The following is an 18,956-nucleotide window of genomic DNA, read 5'->3' on the forward strand; positions in this document are numbered from 1 at the left end:
ACACAAGACTCATCGACGCACTGCCCGCATGATGCGCACTTCTTCGACGGCCGCAACTTCGTGGAAGCCCATGATCTCGGCTTCCGCATGGAGCCAGTCTTCAACGTCGTGCCCGTGCTCACAACCGCGTAATTCGAACAACTGATACGCGCGCAACCGCACGTATTCCTCAGTGAGTGCGAGGGAGCCTTTGTCCAGGCTGGGCGTGGGGAGGTTGGAAATCATAGTGTCCCTCCAGGAGCATCACTTCATTGTGAACTCCCCCACACCTTGAGAGTCCGTGCACTTTGCCACTGATGCCAAATCGGAACGTCCCGGCGGGTCCCGGATTCTTCCCGACTTCAACTTAGGTGCCTGTGTGCTTGGGGAAACTACGGCTATACTTCCCTACCCAAGGAGATCAGCCGTGAAGTTTCCCTCCTTCTCCGCAGCAATTCTCGCCTCCCTCGCCTTCCTCACCGGATGTGGTCTCAATCACAGCAACAACACCAGCGGCAGCGGCAACAATGGATCCGGAACGCTCTCCTCCGGCGTCTTCCAGGGCGCGATTGCAACCGGTAGCGGCAGTAACGGCGCAATTATCCTCGTTACGCCCGACGGCCAATTTTGGTCGGTCTCCAGCCAGACCACGTCGGCACTCACCCCGCTCCAGGGATTCACTTCCAGCCAACTCGCCGCCTCCGGCCTGAACTACTCCGGTCCGGCCAGCGTCTTTTCATCGCCAGGAACTTCCTCCACCAGCGGTACCGTCACCATCAATAGCGCGAGCTCTTCCAATCTCAGCGGAACCATAAGCCAGGGCAGCACCAACGATTCCTTTAGCAGCAATGCCCTCACTGGTTTCAACTTCAATACCGGCGCTACGATCGCGACGCTCTCCGCAAACTCGTGGAAGGCGACTTTCCTCGATAACGATACCGCGACACTCACCGTGGATTCTTCCGGAAACATCAGTGGTGCTTCCACAGCAGGATGCGCAATCAGCGGTAGCGTCACTCCCGATAAGTCGGGCAGCAACTTCTTCGATCTCACGCTCACCTTCGGCGCCGCGCCGTGCTCTCTGCCCTCCACCACCGTGACCGGGTTTGCAGTGAATGCGGGCACCGGATCAAGCGCCGTCTTCGTTGGCGCAGGATCCAACTCCGGAAACACCATGGGCAGTGCGTTCATCGCCACAGCCGGCACCGCATAATCGTTCGTTATTAATTCTGGACGGAAGCCTCTTTCGTCGCCTCCAGGAGCCGCTGCACCGACGCCGCCGGCATGATCAGGAGAACCGATACCGGTTTCTCCGCTGACTGAACCAGCGCGATGCTCTCCTGTCGGCGCGTCGCAGCGATCGGCTCCCCATGCTCCAAAGCGTTCAGCGCCCCCAACCCTATCTCCGCCACCTGCGCTAGCTTCTTAGACACCGGCGCCAGATCCTGGGTCAGAGCCGACCGCGCCAGTTCCGGCTGCAACTTCGCATCGTTATCGCGCCACATAGTCAGCCACGCCCGTGCCTGCTGCCAATCCGCGGGCAAGGCCTTGCCCGCCACAATCCGCTTGCAGATTTCATCGAACTGCCGCGCCGTTTCACTCTCAGGCTCGACCGCGTCATCCATCCGATTGATCGCGGTGAAGTCGCTACGCAGTTCTTGTCGCTGGTAAAGCCTCGGCGGCTGCAGGACGGAAGCCAGCACCCGCAGCGCCATCGGATCTGGATCGCCGCTCATCCGTTCCAGAAATTCTTCGGTTACAACCTTGTGCCGCGGGCCGTAGTAGCTGAGTTTCTGCGAGACCACGGAAAGCCGCGCGTACATCGAGTCGAGATCGCGGACTTCCTGCGGCGACCAAAAGCGTTCTGCAATCGCAGCCGTCCGCGGCCAGATGCGGTTGTCCATATTTTCGTGCGACACGATGTCTGTCCACATCGTGGCTTCTCCGCCGAGAATCCGCGCCTGCTGCTCCGGCGTGAGTTTCGCCGCAGCGTCTCCCATCGGATCCACCTGGTAGTGTTCCGCCGCCGATTGATTCAGATCAATGTAATAGCCCCACGACAACACGCCCCGATAGCCCTCCCGCGCCGCATCGGCGAGCGACGCCTGCCCACGCCAGGACTGAATCACCACATCCTTCGGCGTGTTCGGTTGGAGAACCTCGTCCCAGCCGACCATGATTTTCTTGTTCGCGGCAACGATCTTCTCCACTCGTCCGGTAAACATCGCCTGCAACGCCGCGCCGTTGGCGAATTTGTGTTCGCGCATATATTGCGCGATCCGCGGATTGCTCTCCCACTCTTTGGGATCGCACTCATCTCCACCGGTGTGGAAGTATGCGTCTGGAAACAGGGCCGCCATCTCCCCAATGAAAGTGGCCAGCAGCTTGTACGTGCTCTCTTTTGACGGATCGAAACCCGCGCTGTCCGCAGCTCCACGGCTGGCAAGCTCCGGGTACGCGAGGAACCACGATCGCGTGTGGCATGGCATATCGAACTCCGGCATCACCCGAATTCCACGATCCCGCGCGTACGCAATCACTTCGCGAACTTCTTCCTGCGTGTAATACAGCCCGCCCGACGCTTTCTGCTGGAGCAGTGGCAGTTTCTTGCTTTCGATGTGAAAGCCCTGATCATCGGCAAAGCGCCAATGCAGCACGTTCAGCTTCACTGCCTCCATGCCATCAAGGTTGCGCTTAACCGCTGCCACCGGCACAAAGCGATGCCCGGAATCGATCAGCAGGCCTCGCCAGGGAAAACGCGGACTGTCCTCGATGGCGACGGCCGGAACGCTAAACCCACGCGGCGTAACCCCCACCAGTTGCAGAAACGTCTGCAAGCCATGCAGGATACCCAACGGGCTCAGTGCAGTAAGTTGCACATCTGCCGATGTAATTACCAGCCGATACGATTCGTCTTCCCCAAGCTTCTGCACCTCCACACTCGGACCCTCGGCCTTCGCAATGAACACCGCCTGGGATGAGACCTCACGCGAAAACGGAATCCCCGTTTCTCGGGTCAGGATGTCGAGAAAGCGTTGCCGCGCGCGTTCTAATCGCGGCTCATTGTGGCCCGTAATCGCGATCGTGAAAGACGTCTGGATGACGAACTCACCTTGTCCCCGCGTAACGTGCGCGGGCAGCGGCATGATCGGCAGCACCGCCTCTTGCGCATGGAGCGAACCGACAAAGAGTGAAAAAACGGTCGCAAGAAGAAAGCGGGAATGGCGTGATTTCAGACTCTGATGGGATAGCAAGGGCCCCTCCGCGCAACGAATGATATCGCTACCTCGGCGTGCCCGTCGCTCGTTCAGCTTTGGAAGTCACGTGCGCTGCGTCACAGACGCGCGCCAGCCGCTCCGCTAGCATCGTCCGCAGGAGGATTCCATGCCCACGGTAGCTGTAGAATCCACGACCCTTCAACATCTTCAGACCGCATACGACGGCGAAAGCAACGCCCGTGTCCGCTATCGCCTATTCGCAGTGCAGGCCGATCTCGACGGCTATCGCGATGTCGCGAGCCTATTCCGTGCCGCCGCCCGCGCCGAGCAGATCCACGCCGAAAACCACGCCCGCGTAATCCGCTCGCTGGGTGCCGATCCGACATGCCATATCGTTCCGATCAACGTGCACAACACCGCGACCAACCTTCGGGACGCAATTAAAGGCGAAGAGTATGAGCGCGATGTGATGTATCCAGAGTTCATCGCCGAAGCCAAAAAGAGCCGCCAAAACGCCGCCGCGCGCACCTTCAGCTACGCCCTCGACGCCGAAGCCGAGCACGCCAGGCTCTATCGCGCTGCGCTCGACAACCTCACCGCCGGACGCTCTGAGGTCACTTACTACATCTGCCTGGTCTGCGGCTTCACTACGTCCGACGCCGAAATCGCGCGCTGCACCATCTGCAATAACCCGCGCGAGAAATTCGAGGTCGTCAGCTAACCAGCGCTTAAACACGAAGGACACGAAGTTCACGAAGTTTTCGTAAAAAGAATTCCTTCGTGAACTTCGTGTTTAAAGATTTTGATTTTGGTTTTGGTTTTGATCCGCCCAATCGAGCAGCTTGCGGAAGGCGGCGCCGCGATGGCTGTAGTGCGATTTCTCCTCGGCGCTCAACTCTGCGAAGGTCTTTCCAATCTCCGGAAAGAAAAACATCGGGTCGTAACCGAAGCCGTTTGATCCGCGCAGCTCGCGCAGAATCCGTCCTTCGGCTTTGCCATGAAAGGTCGCGATCGTCAGTCCATCGCGTGCCAGCGCCAGGACACAAACAAACCGTCCCGTACGCTGCGGGCCGTGGACATCTTTCATCCGCTCCAGCACTAATGCGTTGTTACGATCGTCGATGTCCGGCCCGGCGTAGCCGATTTCATCGGTGGCATACCGCGCGGAACGCACGCCTGGCGCGCGGTTCAGCGCGTCCACTTCGAGGCCGGAATCATCGGCAAGCACCAGTTGCGCCGGCACATGATGACTGTAGTATTCCGCCTTCAGCCGTGCATTGGCTTCAAAGGTCTCGCCAGTTTCCTCCGGCGGCTCAATCTGTTTGTACTCGGGCAGGACGTCGAGTTCCACGCCATGCACGCGGGCGGCGCCGATGAAATCACGGATCTTTCCTGGATTGGAAGTGGCTACAAGAATGCGACGCATGGGTTCACAGTACAGGATACGGCTGGTTTTTCGCGGAACCGTTTTACCAAGTTAACGGGAAGAAACGAGGAAAACTTACGGTAAAACCCGAAGTTAGAAGTTGGTAAACAACATTTTTTAAGTGCTTATTTCGCGGGTATTTGCAGACAGCCGATCCGAACACGGTCGAAAATCTGCCGAATTTTGCCCCGCATTTTTTTCTCAGAACGCCATAAAACGTGATCCTGAGCCCACGAATTTTACTAATTCGCGAATTTCGGACAAATCTACCGCAAAGGTGGTACAGGGAAATTGGAAGATTTTGTTTAGCAGAGAGTCAATAGCGGAAGATTGAATCGAGTGGGGATCCACGCTACACTGACGCCACACCAATATCAGAGATCCCATCGACTGGGAATTGCAACGAGGCCCGTTCGCTTGAACCGAAAAATCCCATCGTTGGACGGCCTGCGGGCATTCTCGATCGCGCTCGTGATTCTGTCGCACCTGTCAGGCACCGTTAACGCGCCAAAGATTTTTTCGAGCCTTTATATTCGCGGCTGCGGAAAACTTGGGGTGTTCGTATTTTTCGTAATCTCGGGTTACCTGATCACGACTCTGCTGATGCAGGAACGGGAAAAGACCGGCACAATCAGCCTCTCGAACTTTTACGTTCGACGCGCGTTGCGGATTCTCCCAGCCGCCTATGTCTTTACGACCATTATGGTCGTGTTGTTCTGGAAGGAAATTCCCGGCATTGAAATCGCCGGCGCGTATTTGTACTTCCAGAATTTCGTGCACAACGGCTGGAGGCTTACCCACCTCTGGTCCCTGTCCATCGAAGAACAGTTCTACCTAGTCTGGCCTGCGATATGTTGTGCTGGATTTATCCGCTCTCGAAAGGTGGCGGCGTGGACCATCGCTCTCTCCCCGTTCGTTCGTGTCGCATGCTACGCATTGGGGTTCACGGATGTTGGCAGGTACTCGTTCACCGTCGCAGATACGCTCGCCACGGGATGCCTGCTTGCCATGTCTATTCCAGAACTTAAGCGTTACGACCGTTGGCTGCTCAAGCCCATCACCGGAGTCATTTTCACTGTATTGATTCTCGTGATCCAGGGCGGTTTCGCATCCCGCTTCCCTTGGGCGCGAAAGTTCTACGAATCGATCGGTGTCACGTTCATGCAGTTAGCCATAGCAGGATTGATCTACAACTGCGTGAACATGAAATATCGTCTTCTCAATTGGAAGCCGGTGGCTGCCATCGGGGTGTTGAGTTACAGCCTGTACCTTTGGCAGGAGGTCTTCCTGGACCATACCTCCAACGCATGGTACACGGCCTTTCCACAAAACCTGGTGCTCGCTTTTCTCGCTGCATTGGCCTCTTACTTCCTCGTCGAGCAACCGATGTTGAAATTGCGTTCGCGGCTTTCGGGTAGGGCGGAGAGTAGCCGTCTGAATGCGGTGGAGCTTCCTTCGTTGGGGAATTCACAGCCCGTCGTCACGGGTGTTCAAGAGCGAAGCTAAATCGCAATTCAATCGTCCTTAAGCGTTCTGGAGACGATAGGGGTCCTTCGACTGCGAACGCGGAACGTTTTCCGCGTTCTTCGCTCAGGATGACAGGGCTTTTAACTCCTGGTAAATCGGACCTAAGAGTTCTGTGGCTTTCTGGCGTTGTGCTTCGTCTTTGAGGACTTTGGGACGTTCGTCTTTCCCTGCCCAGTAGAACGGGGTCTTGGAGTGGAACTGCGCCCTGGCACGCATCTTCTCTGCTTCGTCATCCGACAGGTGAAGTCCGAAGTGCTTCGCTACTTCGCTGCATGCGGCTTCGGGGAGCGCGGTGTAATTCACGAACAGGGCTTTCGTGTCGTGGAAGCGGACCGCGGATTCGCAGATGCGCGCCAGCATTTTGCTGCACCAGCCGAAGCGGTCGGTGAGAACTGCGTCGGCAGCGGTGAGTTGCAACGTACGCGGATCGACCATGCCGGGTACGCTGTAGTTGCCGGGCTCCATCAGTTGCGATGCCAGGACTTCCAGCGGATCACGATATAAGAAGATCCAAGGCGTCGCTGGGAACGCCGCGCGGAAGAGCGGTAACTGATGGATATTCCAGGCATGCAGTTTGACGAAGAACCTGGATTGGCTACTGTTTCGCGGGCGTCCCATGGCGCGCACGATGGCCCGCAGCCAATGCATGTGCTGTTCCGTCGAGAGTGACGCGAGCTTGAGGTCAGCCTGCGCGACGTGGTCGATGGCGGGCGCTTCCGCAACCACAAGATTCTCCGGGAGCGTGGCCAGCATTTGCGTGAGCAGGGTGGAACCGCAGCGCGTCATATGGAAGATGAATCCGTGCGGTTCTACGTCGCGCGCGGAGTCGGCGGCGGTCGGCAGAGTGGAATAGCCGCGAAAGACTGACGCGAACGGCGAGGCGGTGGCGGCGGAGAGTGTCTGCTCGAAGAAGGGCTGAGTGAATGGCTGGTTTCCAAAGTGCGCCCATTCCACAATCGGCTCGGGCTCGCGGACATGGACGCGCGCCGGGACCCAATCGCGCAGCGACTCGGCCGAACTCTCCAACTCGATTGTGCCCGGCACTTCGCCGCGGTTGAGTGCAAGCTTCGCAGCGTGGATGTCGGCCTTGTCGAATTGCAAACCGTACTCGCGTCCCAACTGGCAAGCCGTGGTGAAACATTCGTCGGGGTTGGAGATGGCGCGCAACTTTGCTTGCAGGGCGGGTTCGCGCAACAGCAATGCCTGGAATTTTTCGAATTCTTCTTCGGCCGCGACCCGCGGCACCGACCAGTTTTCCGCTAGCGACCTCTGAAATAATGCGTCAACCCACGGTGTGACCTTGGCGTCGATGACGAGGTGAACGCGCTCGCTCGCGCCGCGGTTGCTGACGCGATGCGGCAGATTCGCATTGAGGTAATAGGTGCTTCCCTCTTCCAGCAAGAGCCGCTCGCCGTTGGAATAGAACTCCACGCGGGGATTCGTCTGGATCGGAATATGGATGCGGAGTTCACCGTCTTCATACTGCAACTCGCGGTCGGTATGTTCCTTGATAAACGATTGCGGCGCGAGGCTCAGGAGGCGCACGCTCTTCAACTGGCAGTCGAACGCCGCCAGAACCTCGCGAAAATAATGGCAGCGGTCAAGCAGAGGTGTGTCGGCGTAATCCGCGGTTTGTCCGGAGTCCAGAATAAGGTTGCGGGTGGCTCCGCCGGCCGAACGCAGCGCGGCTCCGCTCCAGCCGCCGTCGTAGTCCACGCGATTGTGGTGCAGTACCCATTCGTCGGGCTGCACCTGGGCGAGATCGGCCTTCAGACGGTGCACATCGAACTGGAACGGCAATTTCAGCGTCGTGAACATCTGTGTTCCGCGATTGTAATTGAGGCGGCTGTTCGCACAGGGGGAGTGTGGTGCGAGTGGACGCGGGCCTCATCGTCAAATTCGACGAGCCTAACGACGGGTTTGCGTGTTAGCATCGCTCACCAAAAAACTACCAGGGCCCATCCATGGAACGTCGCCGTCAAAAATCTCTGGCTCTCTGGACCCTGCTCGGCGTCCTGCTGATCCTAACTTCGTACCTTGTCACCCTCGCTCTCGCGCTGGCGTGCATTGCGCTTATTTTCACAGGTAACTACGTCGCCGGGATCGGGGGTGTCATCCTCGGATGCACCATACTTTGGTCGCTCGTCCCGCGCCGCGACAAGTTCGAAGCTCCCGGCCCGACCCTCGCGCCCGACACATGCCCGCGACTGTTCACCGAATTGAATCAGATCGCCGGCGATCTGAATGAAGCGATGCCGGCGGAGGTGTATCTCGTTCCCGACATGAATGCGTTTGTGGCCGAGCGCGGTGGATTCATGGGCTTCGGACGGCGGCGCATCATGGGACTCGGCCTGCCGCTTCTGGCCACGCTTACTATCGCCGAGTTCCGTGCTGTCCTCGCGCATGAGTTCGGCCACTACTACCGCGGCGACACGCGGCTTGGACCATCTCTCTACCAGGCACGCGCGGGCATGGTCCGAACCTTGCAGTCTCTCGGCAAGCCCAACGTCGTGCTCCAGGTGGCGGCCCGCTTTCTCGTGGTGAATATTGCATATCGAGTGGTCGCATTTCTGCTCGTGGGCTATTGGAAGTTTTTTCTTCGCGCCACGCTTTCCATGTCTCGCAAGCAGGAATTCCGCGCCGACGAACTCGCCGCGGAAATTGCCGGTCCGAACGCTCTCATCCAGGGACTGCGGAAGATTGTTCCCAGTGGCATTGCGGTTGGAGCGTTCTGGAACAACGAGGTCAAACTGATTCTGGATGCCGGCTATCGTCCGCCGCTCACCCGGGGCTTTGCCACGTTCATCTCCGCGCGACCTGTGGCGCGGGTGGTGAACGAAAATCTGGAGACGATCCTGCGCGATCAAAAGGTAGATGCCTTTTCTACGCATCCTCCGCTGCGAGATCGCATTGCCAAGCTCTCGGCTCTTCCGAACAACGGTGTCGAAACCCGGTCGGACGACGCGTTGCCTGCGACTTCCCTCTTCGAAAATCTCGACGCAGCCGAACAGGCGCTTCTCTTTACCCTGCTCCCGAAACTCCGCGACAAGCAGCTGAAACCCGCCGCATGGGAAGACTTGAAGCCGAACATCATGCTGACCCACTGGCGGAAACGAGTGGCGGAGATCGCTCCCGTGCTCCGACCCTTCACCATCGACTCGATACCTGAAATGCTGCTGAACCTCGGTCCGATCGCCGTCCGCGTGCCTGATCCGCCGGGGAGGGTGCTCGATCCACGCCAGCGGCGAAACCGTACTATTGAGTCGATCGGTTGCGCGGTGGCACTCGTCATGGTCGACCACGGCTGGAAGATCGACTCTGGTCCCGGCGAATTGCGCCTCGTGCGGGAGAACGTTGAGGTGGACCCGTTCGATATTGTCGAAGACCTGGAGAACGGCAAGTCGTCGGCTGAAGCGTGGGCCACGCGCACGGCTGCGATGGGGATCGCAGGAGCGCAGCTGATTCCGGCGGCACAGACGGCGACGGCGCAAGGGTGAATTCTCCATCGAGGAGCTTGAGAAGTTTGCGGATCGCAAACAAACTGCCCGACTCGAGAGTTAAGTATAGTGTTGCGACGAGTTGTTGAGATTCGCCCAGAACTGGGCTAGACTCTCGCCACTGCGCAAGCTGTACCCGTCTGGCTGCCCTCCCCGGGGCGGCAATTTGCTTTTACAGTTTTGGAGGGTCGCCATGAGCAGTCGCCTGACATGCCTTTGCATGTTCTTGTGGGTTTGCGTCTTCGGGTTTGCACAGCAAGCGTCCGCACCGCTTTCCGCCGCGCCACAAGTGATTGTCCCTCGTCTGATCCGATTCTCCGGTCACTTGAAAGGCGTATCCGGAACTGTGGGCGTTACCTTCACGCTGCACAAGTCGGAAGAAGATGATGTCGCGCTATGGACGGAAACCCAGAACGTTCAACTCGACCGCACGAATAAATATGACGTACTGCTCGGTGCGACCAAAGCGGAAGGTATTCCGATGGAGCTGTTTATCTCCGGCGAGGCGCAATGGCTGGGAATTCGCGCGGAAGGCCAAGCCGAGCAGACGCGGGTGTACCTGGTCAGCGTGCCGTATGCGCTACGGGCAGCCGAGGCAGATTCGCTTGCCGGACATCCTCCGAGCGAATTTGTGACCAATGAGAAGTTGGCGTCGGTAGTGAAGCAGGAAGTGCAGGAGCAAGCGTCATCGACGGGTGCGGAGCGCACGGCGACGGGTGCGATCGCAAACGCACTCGCGGGCACGCCGACGAATTTCAGCGGCAGCACGACGGACCAGGTAGTAGGCGTCACGCAGAGCGGTACAGGGAGCGGCGTTTCGTCGAATGCGACCACGGGATACGCGCTCTACGGAAGAAGCGCGGGCACGGCAGTGTATGGGAACAGTACCGCAACCGCAACGGCCGGCTACGGAGTGTACGGCACGTCGAGTTCTCCGCTGGGCTATGGAATCTTCGGATCGAACAGCGCGACGACGGGAACAGCGGTGGGCATACGCGGGACGTCTACATCGAATGCCGGCATCGCAGTTTATGGCACTGCAAACACGGCGACAGGGACGGCAACCGGCGTAAAGGGCATCACGCAATCGCCCGATGGTTACGGCGTGTTTGGACAGAACACATCCCCGACAGGAACGGGAGTGGGTGTTCGCGGGACATCCGCTTCGACGACCGGCATTGCGCTGTACGGCACGAACACGGCGAGCAGCGGCGTCACGAAGGGCGTGTTCGCGTCGGTCTCGAGCGCGAGTGGAACGGCGGCGGTATTTCAGAACACCGCGAGCGGCAAACTGTTCAGCGGCGTAGTAGGCGCAGGGACCGAGGTATTCAGTGTGAACGGCGCCGGAGACATCTCGGGAGCGGGCAGCCTGAACGTTGGCGGCACCGCGACGTTTGGCGGACTGGTGGGCTTCGCGAGCGGACAGCAATTCCCCGGCACTGGAGCGCTCAACATTGCCAACACCTTTACGATGCCGCAGACCATCACCGGCAGCACCCAGACCATGCTCCAGGTTACGGGATCCGCCTCTTCAGCCTCAGTCATTTACGGGCACTCAACGGACTTAGGCAGTTTCTCGTCCTCGGGCGTACAGGGCGCCTCTGACGGACCGGTGGGACTCGGAGTGTACGGGGTCAGCTACGGCATCAGCGGAATCGGCGTGGAAGGAAACGGAAAGATGAACGGTGTGCTCGGGTTCTCCACAACAACCAGCAAGCTATGGAACACCTACGCCGCTGTAGGTGTTCATGGCGACACCGGGGCCACCAACGGCGTTGGAGTATTAGGCACGGTAGACGGGGGATACGGGGTAAAAGGCATTAACAATGGAACGCTGGCAAATACGGCGGGAACCTATGGCGCCGCTGGCCCGGCTTCGGGGTTCGGCGGCATAGCGGGCGTTTGGGGAGACTCAGCGAACCATGTCGGCACCATGGGCTCAAGTGTGAACTTCGCGGGCGTGTACGGCGTGAGTAGCCTGAATAGCGGAGTGCAGGGAGTGAACAACAGCCAGGGCTACGGGGTGCTTGGCACGGCGGCGAATGTCGCTCTCGACTATGGCACTGGCGTGCAAGGGGAAAGCTTCGGGAAAGTAGTGTTTCCCAGCGGCTACGGGTCGGACGGTGTACGCGGAATCACGCACACTACCAGCGGCGCAGGTGTCTCCGGCATCAATGATGCAGCGGGTGGGGTCGGTGTCTACGGCTTGTCGACCAATGGCGGCTTCGGCTTCGCAACTCCCAGCAACGTGCAACAGAACCGCTCCATGGGCGGCTGGGTCAAAGCGATGGTGTACGTGGATCCCACGCTTGCAAGCGGCCAGATCGTCCGGTGCTTCAACTCGCAGCTCACGGGAGCGGCGAGTTCCACTCCGCCATGTGGTTTTACCTATTCCACCTACGGTACGCCAGGTTGTCCTATCGTTGACTTTGGGTTCAAGGTCGACGACCGCTTTGTTTCGGTCGTGGTGCAGTCTGATGGCGAACACACTGCTGCGATATCGCTGTTCCCAGTGTGCCACCCCAAGACGGCGAACAACATTTGCCTTTCGACCGTTGACACAGCTGGATTTGGCTTAGACGAACCGTTTTACTTGGTCGTTTATTGAAAGCACATAACACACCGGCGGAGTGCCACGGCTCTCGCGGGATTCCAGGCCTGGGAAGAAGGCTGGAAAAGGGACACGCTGAGATTTACATCGTGCTTGGACGGGTCATCGGGACGGTCGCAGGGTTTAATCTAGAAGAGCTATGACCGTCATCAAGCAGGAAGACTTTATCCAGAGCGTGGCTGACGCGCTCCAGTACATCTCTTATTACCATCCGGTGGATTTCATCAAGAGCCTTGCGGCGGCTTACGAGAAGGAGCAGTCGGAGGCGGCGCGCGACGCTATTGCGCAGCTGCTGATCAACTCGCGGATGTGTGCCGAGGGGCATCGGCCGATTTGCCAGGATACGGGGATCGTTACCGCATTCCTGAAGATTGGCATGAACGTTCGCTGGGAAGGCGACATGACGCCGGAAGAGATGGTGAATGAAGGCGTGCGGCGCGCTTACAACCATCCGGATAACAAGCTGCGCGCGTCGATTCTTGCCGACCCTGCGGGGGCGCGGAAGAACACCAAGGACAACACGCCGGCTGTCGTCAACGTGCAATTGGTGAAGGGCGATGGCGTGGACGTGATTGTTGCTGCGAAGGGCGGCGGGTCAGAGGCGAAGTCGAAGTTTGCCATGCTGAACCCGAGCGACTCGATTGTGGAATGGGTGCTGAAAACTGTGCCGACGATGGGCGCGGGGTGGTGTCCGCCGGGAATGCTGGGGATTGGCATTGGCGGAACTGCGGAAAAAGCGATGCTGCTCGCCAAAGAAGCGTTGATGGATCCGATCGACATCCAGGAATTGATTGCGCGCGGAGCGAAGAACCGCGCGGAAGAGTTGCGGATTGAGCTTTATCAGAAAGTGAATGCGCTTGGCATTGGCGCGCAGGGGCTCGGCGGATTGACGACCGTCCTCGACGTGAAAGTGCGGGATTATCCGACGCACGCGGCGAACCTGCCGATTGCGATGATCCCCAATTGCGCGGCTACGCGGCATGCGCATTTCCATCTCGATGGCAGTGGGCCGGCGCATCTTGATCCGCCGAATCTGGAAGACTGGCCGACGCTGACTTACTCGCCGCAGAACGCGCGGCGTGTGAACCTCGACACCGCGACCCGCGAGGAAGTGGCGACGTGGAAGCCGGGCGAAGTTCTGCTGCTCAACGGCAAGCTGCTCACCGGACGCGATGCCGCCCACAAGCGCATGATCGACATGCTGAACAAGGGCGAGAAGCTCCCCGTAGACTTCACCAATCGATTTATCTATTACGTGGGGCCGGTTGATCCGGTGCGGGATGAGGTGGTGGGGCCGGCGGGTCCGACGACTGCTACTCGCATGGATAAATTCACTCGCCAGATGCTGGAGCAGACCGGACTTCTGGGAATGGTCGGTAAGGCCGAGCGGGGGCCGGTGGCGATTGAAGCCATCCGTGACAACCGCGCGGTTTACCTGATGGCTGTGGGCGGCGCGGCTTACCTGGTGGCGAAGGCGATCAAGTCGTCACGCACCGTCGCGTTCGGGGATCTTGGCATGGAAGCGATTTACGAATTCGATGTGAAGGACATGCCGGTGACCGTGGCGGTGGATGTGAATGGGACGTCGGTGCATCAGACTGGACCGGCGGAGTGGAAGAAGAGGATCGAAGAGCTGGTGAGTATCGGCTAGCCGATGGATTACGGAGTTTGAATGAAGATCCGCCGTACACGGAAGAAAGTTCGAAAAAACCCGGAAGAAAACGCAGTCGCATGGCTTGATAAACTGGCCAAATTTCGAGTCGAAGAATTTATGCCGGACGGCCGACAGCAGCCGAAGGCGCCGGCTCGAAAATACTTCGACTAAGACCGCGGTCTGAACTAGCCGAGCTTGATGTTGTTTTCCCCGATGATGGTGAACGCATCGAGCAGGTTGGTGATGCCGAGCAGTTGGCGGATGGGCGGGCCTACGTTCTTCAACTCCAGCGAACAGCCTGCGGCCTTCGCTGTAACGAGGAGCCGCACGATGGTACCGAGGCCGGAGCTGTCCATGCGGGTGAGTTCGGTGAAATCGAGGACGATGCGCTTTGATGCTGAGATCAATTGCTTCACGGGGAGGAGCAATTCATCGGTGAGTCCGAGCACCAGGCGCCCGGTGCAACGAACGACGGGCACTGCTGCGTCACGATTGACTACAACGATGAATGAGCTGGTTGCTGCTTTGTCGGCCAAAGTTCCTCGTCGAAGCTGAGAGTGGGTTCGTCATATTCCCACAGGGCAAAAGCCTCGTCAATCGGGTCGAACTCGTACAACGCCTTAGCGAAAGATCGTCTCCAACTTCACAGACGAACGGCGGGCAGGTTTTTATCGCTTCCCTGCTCTGAGGCTCGCGCGAAGGAGAGCGATGTCAGCGCGAGCGCCGGATCTTCTGGCACAAACACAAGAGCGGGACAGAACGCCCTGACACGTTCTGCCCCGCTCTTGTTTCTTACAATTTCAGCTTAGTGAACATCCGAAACCGTCTGAACGCTCGCTTGCGTGGGTGAGGGACTCATTGCCTGCTCCGGCGATGCGCCGAAAAGCTCAGGGCTCAAATACTTGCCCTTCTGGGCTACGGACTTCTCCACCTCCACCGGTCCGCGATACGCATTGGCGTACGCATCGTGACGAATGCCGGTGACCTGCCAGGAGACCTCCATGTGCGGCTTGCCACCGGAGATCTTGAACTTGTTGCCGTCCACCTTCTTCGCGATGTAAAGATTCGGAGCGCTGCGCCCGACGGCCGTCAACGTGTACCGGAAGTCCTGGTTGAGGGCTTCGAAGTAATTCGGTAGCGTAACCCAAGCTTCGCCCTTCGCATCCAGTTCGATCATTCCGTCATAGAGATCCTTCATGTCGGGAGACTCGATGCTGGTGTGATAGAGCAGCTTGTTGGCCGGATCGAGCGGATGATCAATTGCGAAGTTCTTGATCGAGGCGACAATCGAGTGCGCCGTCAACGTGCCCGTAACCGTTGCGCTCAATCCGACATTCAGGTTTTGGTTGACGGTTACATCACCGCCCGAGGCGATATACATCTGTGTCGTGTTACCTTCGCGGAAGTAGATCTTGCCGCCGCTTGTGCGATTCAGGTAGGTGCTGGTTCCGTCGCCGAGAATGTTGTAGTCGGTACAGTTGGTGTTCGTGTAAATCGAGAGCGTGATGCCGGCGAAGCCAGCGCCGCATCCGGTACGGCCGAGCAATATTCCGGCTCCGTTGCCGGTCAGTTCATTGACAGAGACACCGCCGTAGCCGAACGATGCTGCCCAGCCAGGCTTACCAAGCGGGCTGTAGCCGCCTTCCGCTACCAAGCCGGTGCCGCCTGTGCCGTTGGTGCTTTGTCCGCCAATGGCGCGAACGCCGACGCCGCCTAAGGCGTTGGTCGCGACGCTGCTGCCGCCCTGTGAATAGACACCGTAGCCGCCGGTGTAATAAATGCTGCCTGTCGAGGCGTTATTTCCGCCCTGTGCTCTTACACCATAACCAGCAAACTGAGTACCGGTGCCGTTGCCGTTGGCTCCGCTACCGCCGGCCCCGTAGACGCCTGCGCCAGCATAGTTGTCGCCGGTTACGCTTCCGCCGTAGCCGTTAATTCCATTGCCGGCGAAATTGCTGTTGCTTGAACCACTGTTGCTGCCGCCCGTGAAGTTGCCGCCAGCCCCACCGTCAGTGTTGGCCGTGGTGCCTTCAGAAGATCCGGTAGCGATTATGCCGATGGAGCTGTAGCTGTTGCCATCAGGATAGCCGGAGAAGTAGCCGGTTTTGCCGTAGACGTTGCCGAGCCCATCCACGTAGAAGATTTCCGAGTTCGCGCTACCGGTGCCGCTGAAAAGATGCGCGGTCGCGGATGAGGCTTGCGCGCGGACGGCGAGTCCGGCCGACGAAGCAGTCTTGCCGTAGAGACCAACGGCGTTGCCGGTGGTGGCGGTGTTCTGGCCGCTGACGCCGTAGCCAATTGGCGAGGCGGAGGTGCCCGAAACGCCGTAGGTGCCGCCGGTGGTCGAGGTAGCACTGCCACGGATCGCGGTGCCGCCGGTGGAGGCGACGGTGCCGACCACGCCGTAGGTCGCGCCGGTCGTATTCGTGGAGCGACCAACAATCGCCCAGTTCGGGCTGTTGGCCTTCACCGCATAATCGTTTGCGGCGGTCGCATTAATGGCGACGCCGGTACCGTTCTGGGTGACGGTAAGAACCTGGGTTGCATTGGAATCCACATAACTCCCGACATTGTTCGTGGTAGCGCCGGGCTTGTCGGTGCTCGACTTCTGCACTTTGAGCTCCTGCTTCACGACCGTGGTGAGCTTGTCGGTGGTGACGAAGTCAGTAGCGTTGTGTCCGCCGATGGTCTCCGCTTCCGCGGCTTTCAACGCATACGGAACGCTCACGAGCAGCACGCGCTGCTCTGCCTGGTTCTCGACATGAATGCTCAGCCATTGCGCCGCTGCCGCGGAGAACAACTCGACGGGAATCGCTTTCTGGCTGCCGAGCAGGACGTTGTACTTGCCATCGGCATCGAGCTTGACGTTTTGCGTCTCGATCCAGAGGCTGGTGCTGTCCTGCTGTGACTTGTGCAGGCTGAAAGTGATGCCGACGGTGCCGGTGGCGCCTTTGACCTGTCCGCTAAAGCGGATGAGGCGCGGAACCACCGCATTGCTGCTGGTGGAAACCGAAGTGTCCTGCTGCGGAAAAGCCGCGACGCAGGTGGCCAACGACAGACAAACGCATGCGAGAAGCCGCTTCATCTTTACGCTCCAATGTAGGTTGCTATCTGAGGGAGGGGATCCTACTGAGAGAGGCGCAAAGCAGAGCTGGATTTTGCGCGGCACTGAAAACATTTTCAGTGCCGCGGGAAACGGCTGTCAAAGAGGGGTTAGCGAATATCGGAAAAGCGCAGGTTCACGATTGGATAGAGCTTCCAGTCCTTGTAGTCAAAGTGCCACCACTCGTACTGGTAGACCGTAAAGCCTTCGGCTTCCATCGTTTTGCGAAGTAAATCGCGATGGGCGTTTTCTTCCGCGGTGCCGCCGGTGTAGTCGGGATACGCGCGCTTCGACATTTCGTCGTAATCGCTGGGCATGGAGAGTGGCTTGCCCGTTTTGAGATCGTAGAGGGAAAGATCGACGGCGCAGCCGCGATTGTGACGCGAACCCTCGGCGGGATTGGCGACGAAGTCGTGGTCCTTGGGCGGGGTCGCATCCCAGAAGATTTTAGTCACGTACCAGGGGCGATAGGAGTCGAAGATCAGCAGGCCTAAGCCTTGTTCGTGGAGTTTCTTGTTCGCACGCACCACGGCTTCGGCGGCGGGACGCTCCATGAATGCGCGGGCTTCTTCATAGAGAGGCGTGCCGAGGAAGTTGTTGCTCGAGGCGTAATGGATGTCGAGCTTGATGGTGGGATCGAGCTTGACCAACTCCACGAGGTCGGGCTTGCGGAGGTCGTCGGATTCTTTTGGCGGCGTCGCTTTGAGGGCTTCGGCGCGCAGCTCTGGGATTGGGCGAACCGGCGTGATGTGAAACTGTTGGACTTGCTGTTGCGCAACGAGCGGCGCGCAGAGAAAGAGGAAGAGAACCCCACGACGAAACATGAGGGAGAGGATACAACAATATCCCGTCGTGCGTTCTGTTCGCAGAACGAAGCAGCTTTGTGGGGATAGGGATCCTTCGACTGCGCAGCGCTGCGCGCTGCTCCGCTCAGGATGACAGGGGCTTTGTGCTGATGCCTATACCTGCTCGAAGTACTTTGCCATCTCGCGGAACTTCTTGTAGCGCTCGTCGAGCATTTGGGCTTTCGGCATTTGCACGAGTTCGCCGAGATGCTTGGCGATGGCTTCGCCGACGAACGCGGCAGCTTCGTCATAGTCCGTATGAGCGCCGCCCGCGGGTTCTTTGATGATGTCGTCGGCGGTACCCATGGCGACATTGTCTTCGGCGGTAATCTTCAGTGCGGCAGCTGCGATTTCTTTTTTCGACGAATCACGCCACATGATGGAGGCGCAGCCTTCCGGGGAAATCACGGAGTAGATGCTGTTCTCCATCATCAGCACGCGGTCGGCGACGGCGATCGCCAGCGCGCCACCGGAGCCACCTTCGCCGGTGATGATCGTCACGACCGGAACGTTCAGTCGGGCCATCTCGCGGAGGTTGCGGGCGATGGCTTCGGCCTGGCCGCGTTCTTCCGCGCCGAGACCTGGATATGCGCCGACGACATCCACGAAGGTGATGACCGGGCGATCGAACTTCTCCGCGATCTTCATCGCGCGCAACGCCTTCCGATAGCCTTCCGGATTCGGCGAACCGAAGTTACGGCGGAATTTCTCTTTGTTGTCGCGGCCCTTTTGGGTTCCGACCACGAGGCAGTCATGCCCGCGGAAGCGCGCCATGCCGCAGACGATGGCCTGATCGTCGGCAAACTGGCGGTCGCCATGGATTTCGCTGAAGTCGGTGAAGAGGCGCTCGATGTAGTCCATCATGTACGGACGCTGCGGATGCCGCGCCAGTTCGACCTTTTGCCACGGGCCCATTTGCGAGGTGATCTGCCGGCGCAATCCACTGACGCGCTCGTGCATCTCCTGGAGTTGTTTGCGGGCGGCCTGGTTGTCGCCGGCGGCCTTCTCCAGTTCCGCGATCTGTTTCTCGATCCGTTCCAATTCCTGCTGCGCTTTCGAAGTGGCTTCCATCTTGGGGGCTTTCGCTCCTGACGAT

Annotated in this window: 15 protein-coding genes; 7 read left to right on the plus strand and 8 right to left on the minus strand. The window is 58.9% G+C overall.

What is annotated here, in order from left to right; all coding sequences use genetic code 11:
- Positions 1–9: 9 nt before the first annotated feature.
- Entirely contained in the window at positions 10–225 is a 216-nt protein-coding gene (locus ACID345_RS14090; RefSeq protein ID WP_041855723.1) for a DUF2934 domain-containing protein, read from the minus strand.
- A gap of 181 nt (positions 226–406) precedes the next feature.
- Here ACID345_RS14090 and ACID345_RS14095 point away from each other — a divergent pair, with 181 nt between their 5' ends.
- The gene (locus ACID345_RS14095) at positions 407–1,192 is read left to right on the plus strand and encodes a hypothetical protein (protein WP_041855724.1); all 786 of its coding nucleotides are present in this window, start codon (positions 407–409) and stop codon (positions 1,190–1,192) included.
- A 10-nt stretch (positions 1,193–1,202) separates the two neighbouring features.
- On the opposite strand, the gene ACID345_RS14100 is transcribed toward ACID345_RS14095, so the two are convergent.
- Complete coding sequence (locus ACID345_RS14100; protein ID WP_148210122.1) at positions 1,203–3,125, minus strand: family 20 glycosylhydrolase; 1,923 nt, start codon at positions 3,123–3,125, stop codon at positions 1,203–1,205.
- Positions 3,126–3,363: 238 nt separating this feature from the next.
- Between ACID345_RS14100 and ACID345_RS14105 the strand changes: the two genes are divergently transcribed.
- Complete coding sequence (locus ACID345_RS14105) at positions 3,364–3,918, plus strand: rubrerythrin family protein (RefSeq protein ID WP_011523538.1); 555 nt, start codon at positions 3,364–3,366, stop codon at positions 3,916–3,918.
- A gap of 72 nt (positions 3,919–3,990) precedes the next feature.
- Here ACID345_RS14105 and rdgB read toward each other — a convergent pair whose 3' ends face one another.
- Positions 3,991–4,623, minus strand: coding sequence for an RdgB/HAM1 family non-canonical purine NTP pyrophosphatase (gene rdgB / locus ACID345_RS14110; RefSeq protein WP_011523539.1), 633 nt, complete (start codon positions 4,621–4,623; stop codon positions 3,991–3,993).
- 417 nt (positions 4,624–5,040) lie between these two features.
- Here rdgB and ACID345_RS14115 point away from each other — a divergent pair, with 417 nt between their 5' ends.
- Complete coding sequence (locus ACID345_RS14115; RefSeq protein ID WP_011523540.1) at positions 5,041–6,129, plus strand: acyltransferase family protein; 1,089 nt, start codon at positions 5,041–5,043, stop codon at positions 6,127–6,129.
- Positions 6,130–6,213: 84 nt separating this feature from the next.
- On the opposite strand, the gene ACID345_RS25620 is transcribed toward ACID345_RS14115, so the two are convergent.
- Entirely contained in the window at positions 6,214–7,968 is a 1,755-nt protein-coding gene (locus tag ACID345_RS25620) for an aspartyl/asparaginyl beta-hydroxylase domain-containing protein (RefSeq protein ID WP_011523541.1), read from the minus strand.
- A gap of 146 nt (positions 7,969–8,114) precedes the next feature.
- Here ACID345_RS25620 and ACID345_RS14130 point away from each other — a divergent pair, with 146 nt between their 5' ends.
- From ACID345_RS14130 to ACID345_RS26970, 4 genes are all read left to right on the plus strand, one after another.
- Positions 8,115–9,647, plus strand: a complete 1,533-nt coding sequence (locus tag ACID345_RS14130; RefSeq protein WP_011523542.1) for a M48 family metallopeptidase — start codon at positions 8,115–8,117, stop codon at positions 9,645–9,647.
- Between the two features lie 193 nt (positions 9,648–9,840).
- The gene (locus ACID345_RS14135; protein ID WP_011523543.1) at positions 9,841–12,255 is read left to right on the plus strand and encodes a beta strand repeat-containing protein; all 2,415 of its coding nucleotides are present in this window, start codon (positions 9,841–9,843) and stop codon (positions 12,253–12,255) included.
- Positions 12,256–12,397: 142 nt separating this feature from the next.
- Complete coding sequence (locus ACID345_RS14140; protein ID WP_011523544.1) at positions 12,398–13,909, plus strand: fumarate hydratase; 1,512 nt, start codon at positions 12,398–12,400, stop codon at positions 13,907–13,909.
- Between the two features lie 21 nt (positions 13,910–13,930).
- Complete coding sequence (locus ACID345_RS26970; RefSeq protein WP_187148831.1) at positions 13,931–14,083, plus strand: hypothetical protein; 153 nt, start codon at positions 13,931–13,933, stop codon at positions 14,081–14,083.
- Positions 14,084–14,097: 14 nt separating this feature from the next.
- Here the strand turns inward: ACID345_RS26970 and ACID345_RS14145 are convergent, their stop codons facing one another.
- The 4 genes from ACID345_RS14145 to ACID345_RS14160 all read right to left on the minus strand — a co-directional run bounded on the left by ACID345_RS14145 (position 14,098) and on the right by ACID345_RS14160 (position 18,931).
- Positions 14,098–14,448, minus strand: coding sequence for an STAS domain-containing protein (locus ACID345_RS14145; protein ID WP_011523545.1), 351 nt, complete (start codon positions 14,446–14,448; stop codon positions 14,098–14,100).
- Positions 14,449–14,717: 269 nt separating this feature from the next.
- Positions 14,718–16,997, minus strand: coding sequence for a hypothetical protein (locus ACID345_RS14150; protein WP_011523546.1), 2,280 nt, complete (start codon positions 16,995–16,997; stop codon positions 14,718–14,720).
- 128 nt (positions 16,998–17,125) lie between these two features.
- A complete protein-coding gene (locus ACID345_RS14155; RefSeq protein WP_011523547.1) occupies positions 17,126–17,839 on the minus strand; it encodes a M15 family metallopeptidase in 714 nt (237 codons plus the stop codon).
- A gap of 135 nt (positions 17,840–17,974) precedes the next feature.
- Positions 17,975–18,931 (minus strand): acetyl-CoA carboxylase carboxyltransferase subunit alpha, encoded by a 957-nt coding sequence (locus ACID345_RS14160; RefSeq protein ID WP_011523548.1) that lies wholly within the window; start codon positions 18,929–18,931, stop codon positions 17,975–17,977.
- Positions 18,932–18,956: the final 25 nt, after the last annotated feature.

It is taken from the genome of Candidatus Koribacter versatilis Ellin345, from assembly GCF_000014005.1.
Classification (GTDB): domain Bacteria; phylum Acidobacteriota; class Terriglobia; order Terriglobales; family Acidobacteriaceae; genus Korobacter; species Korobacter versatilis_A.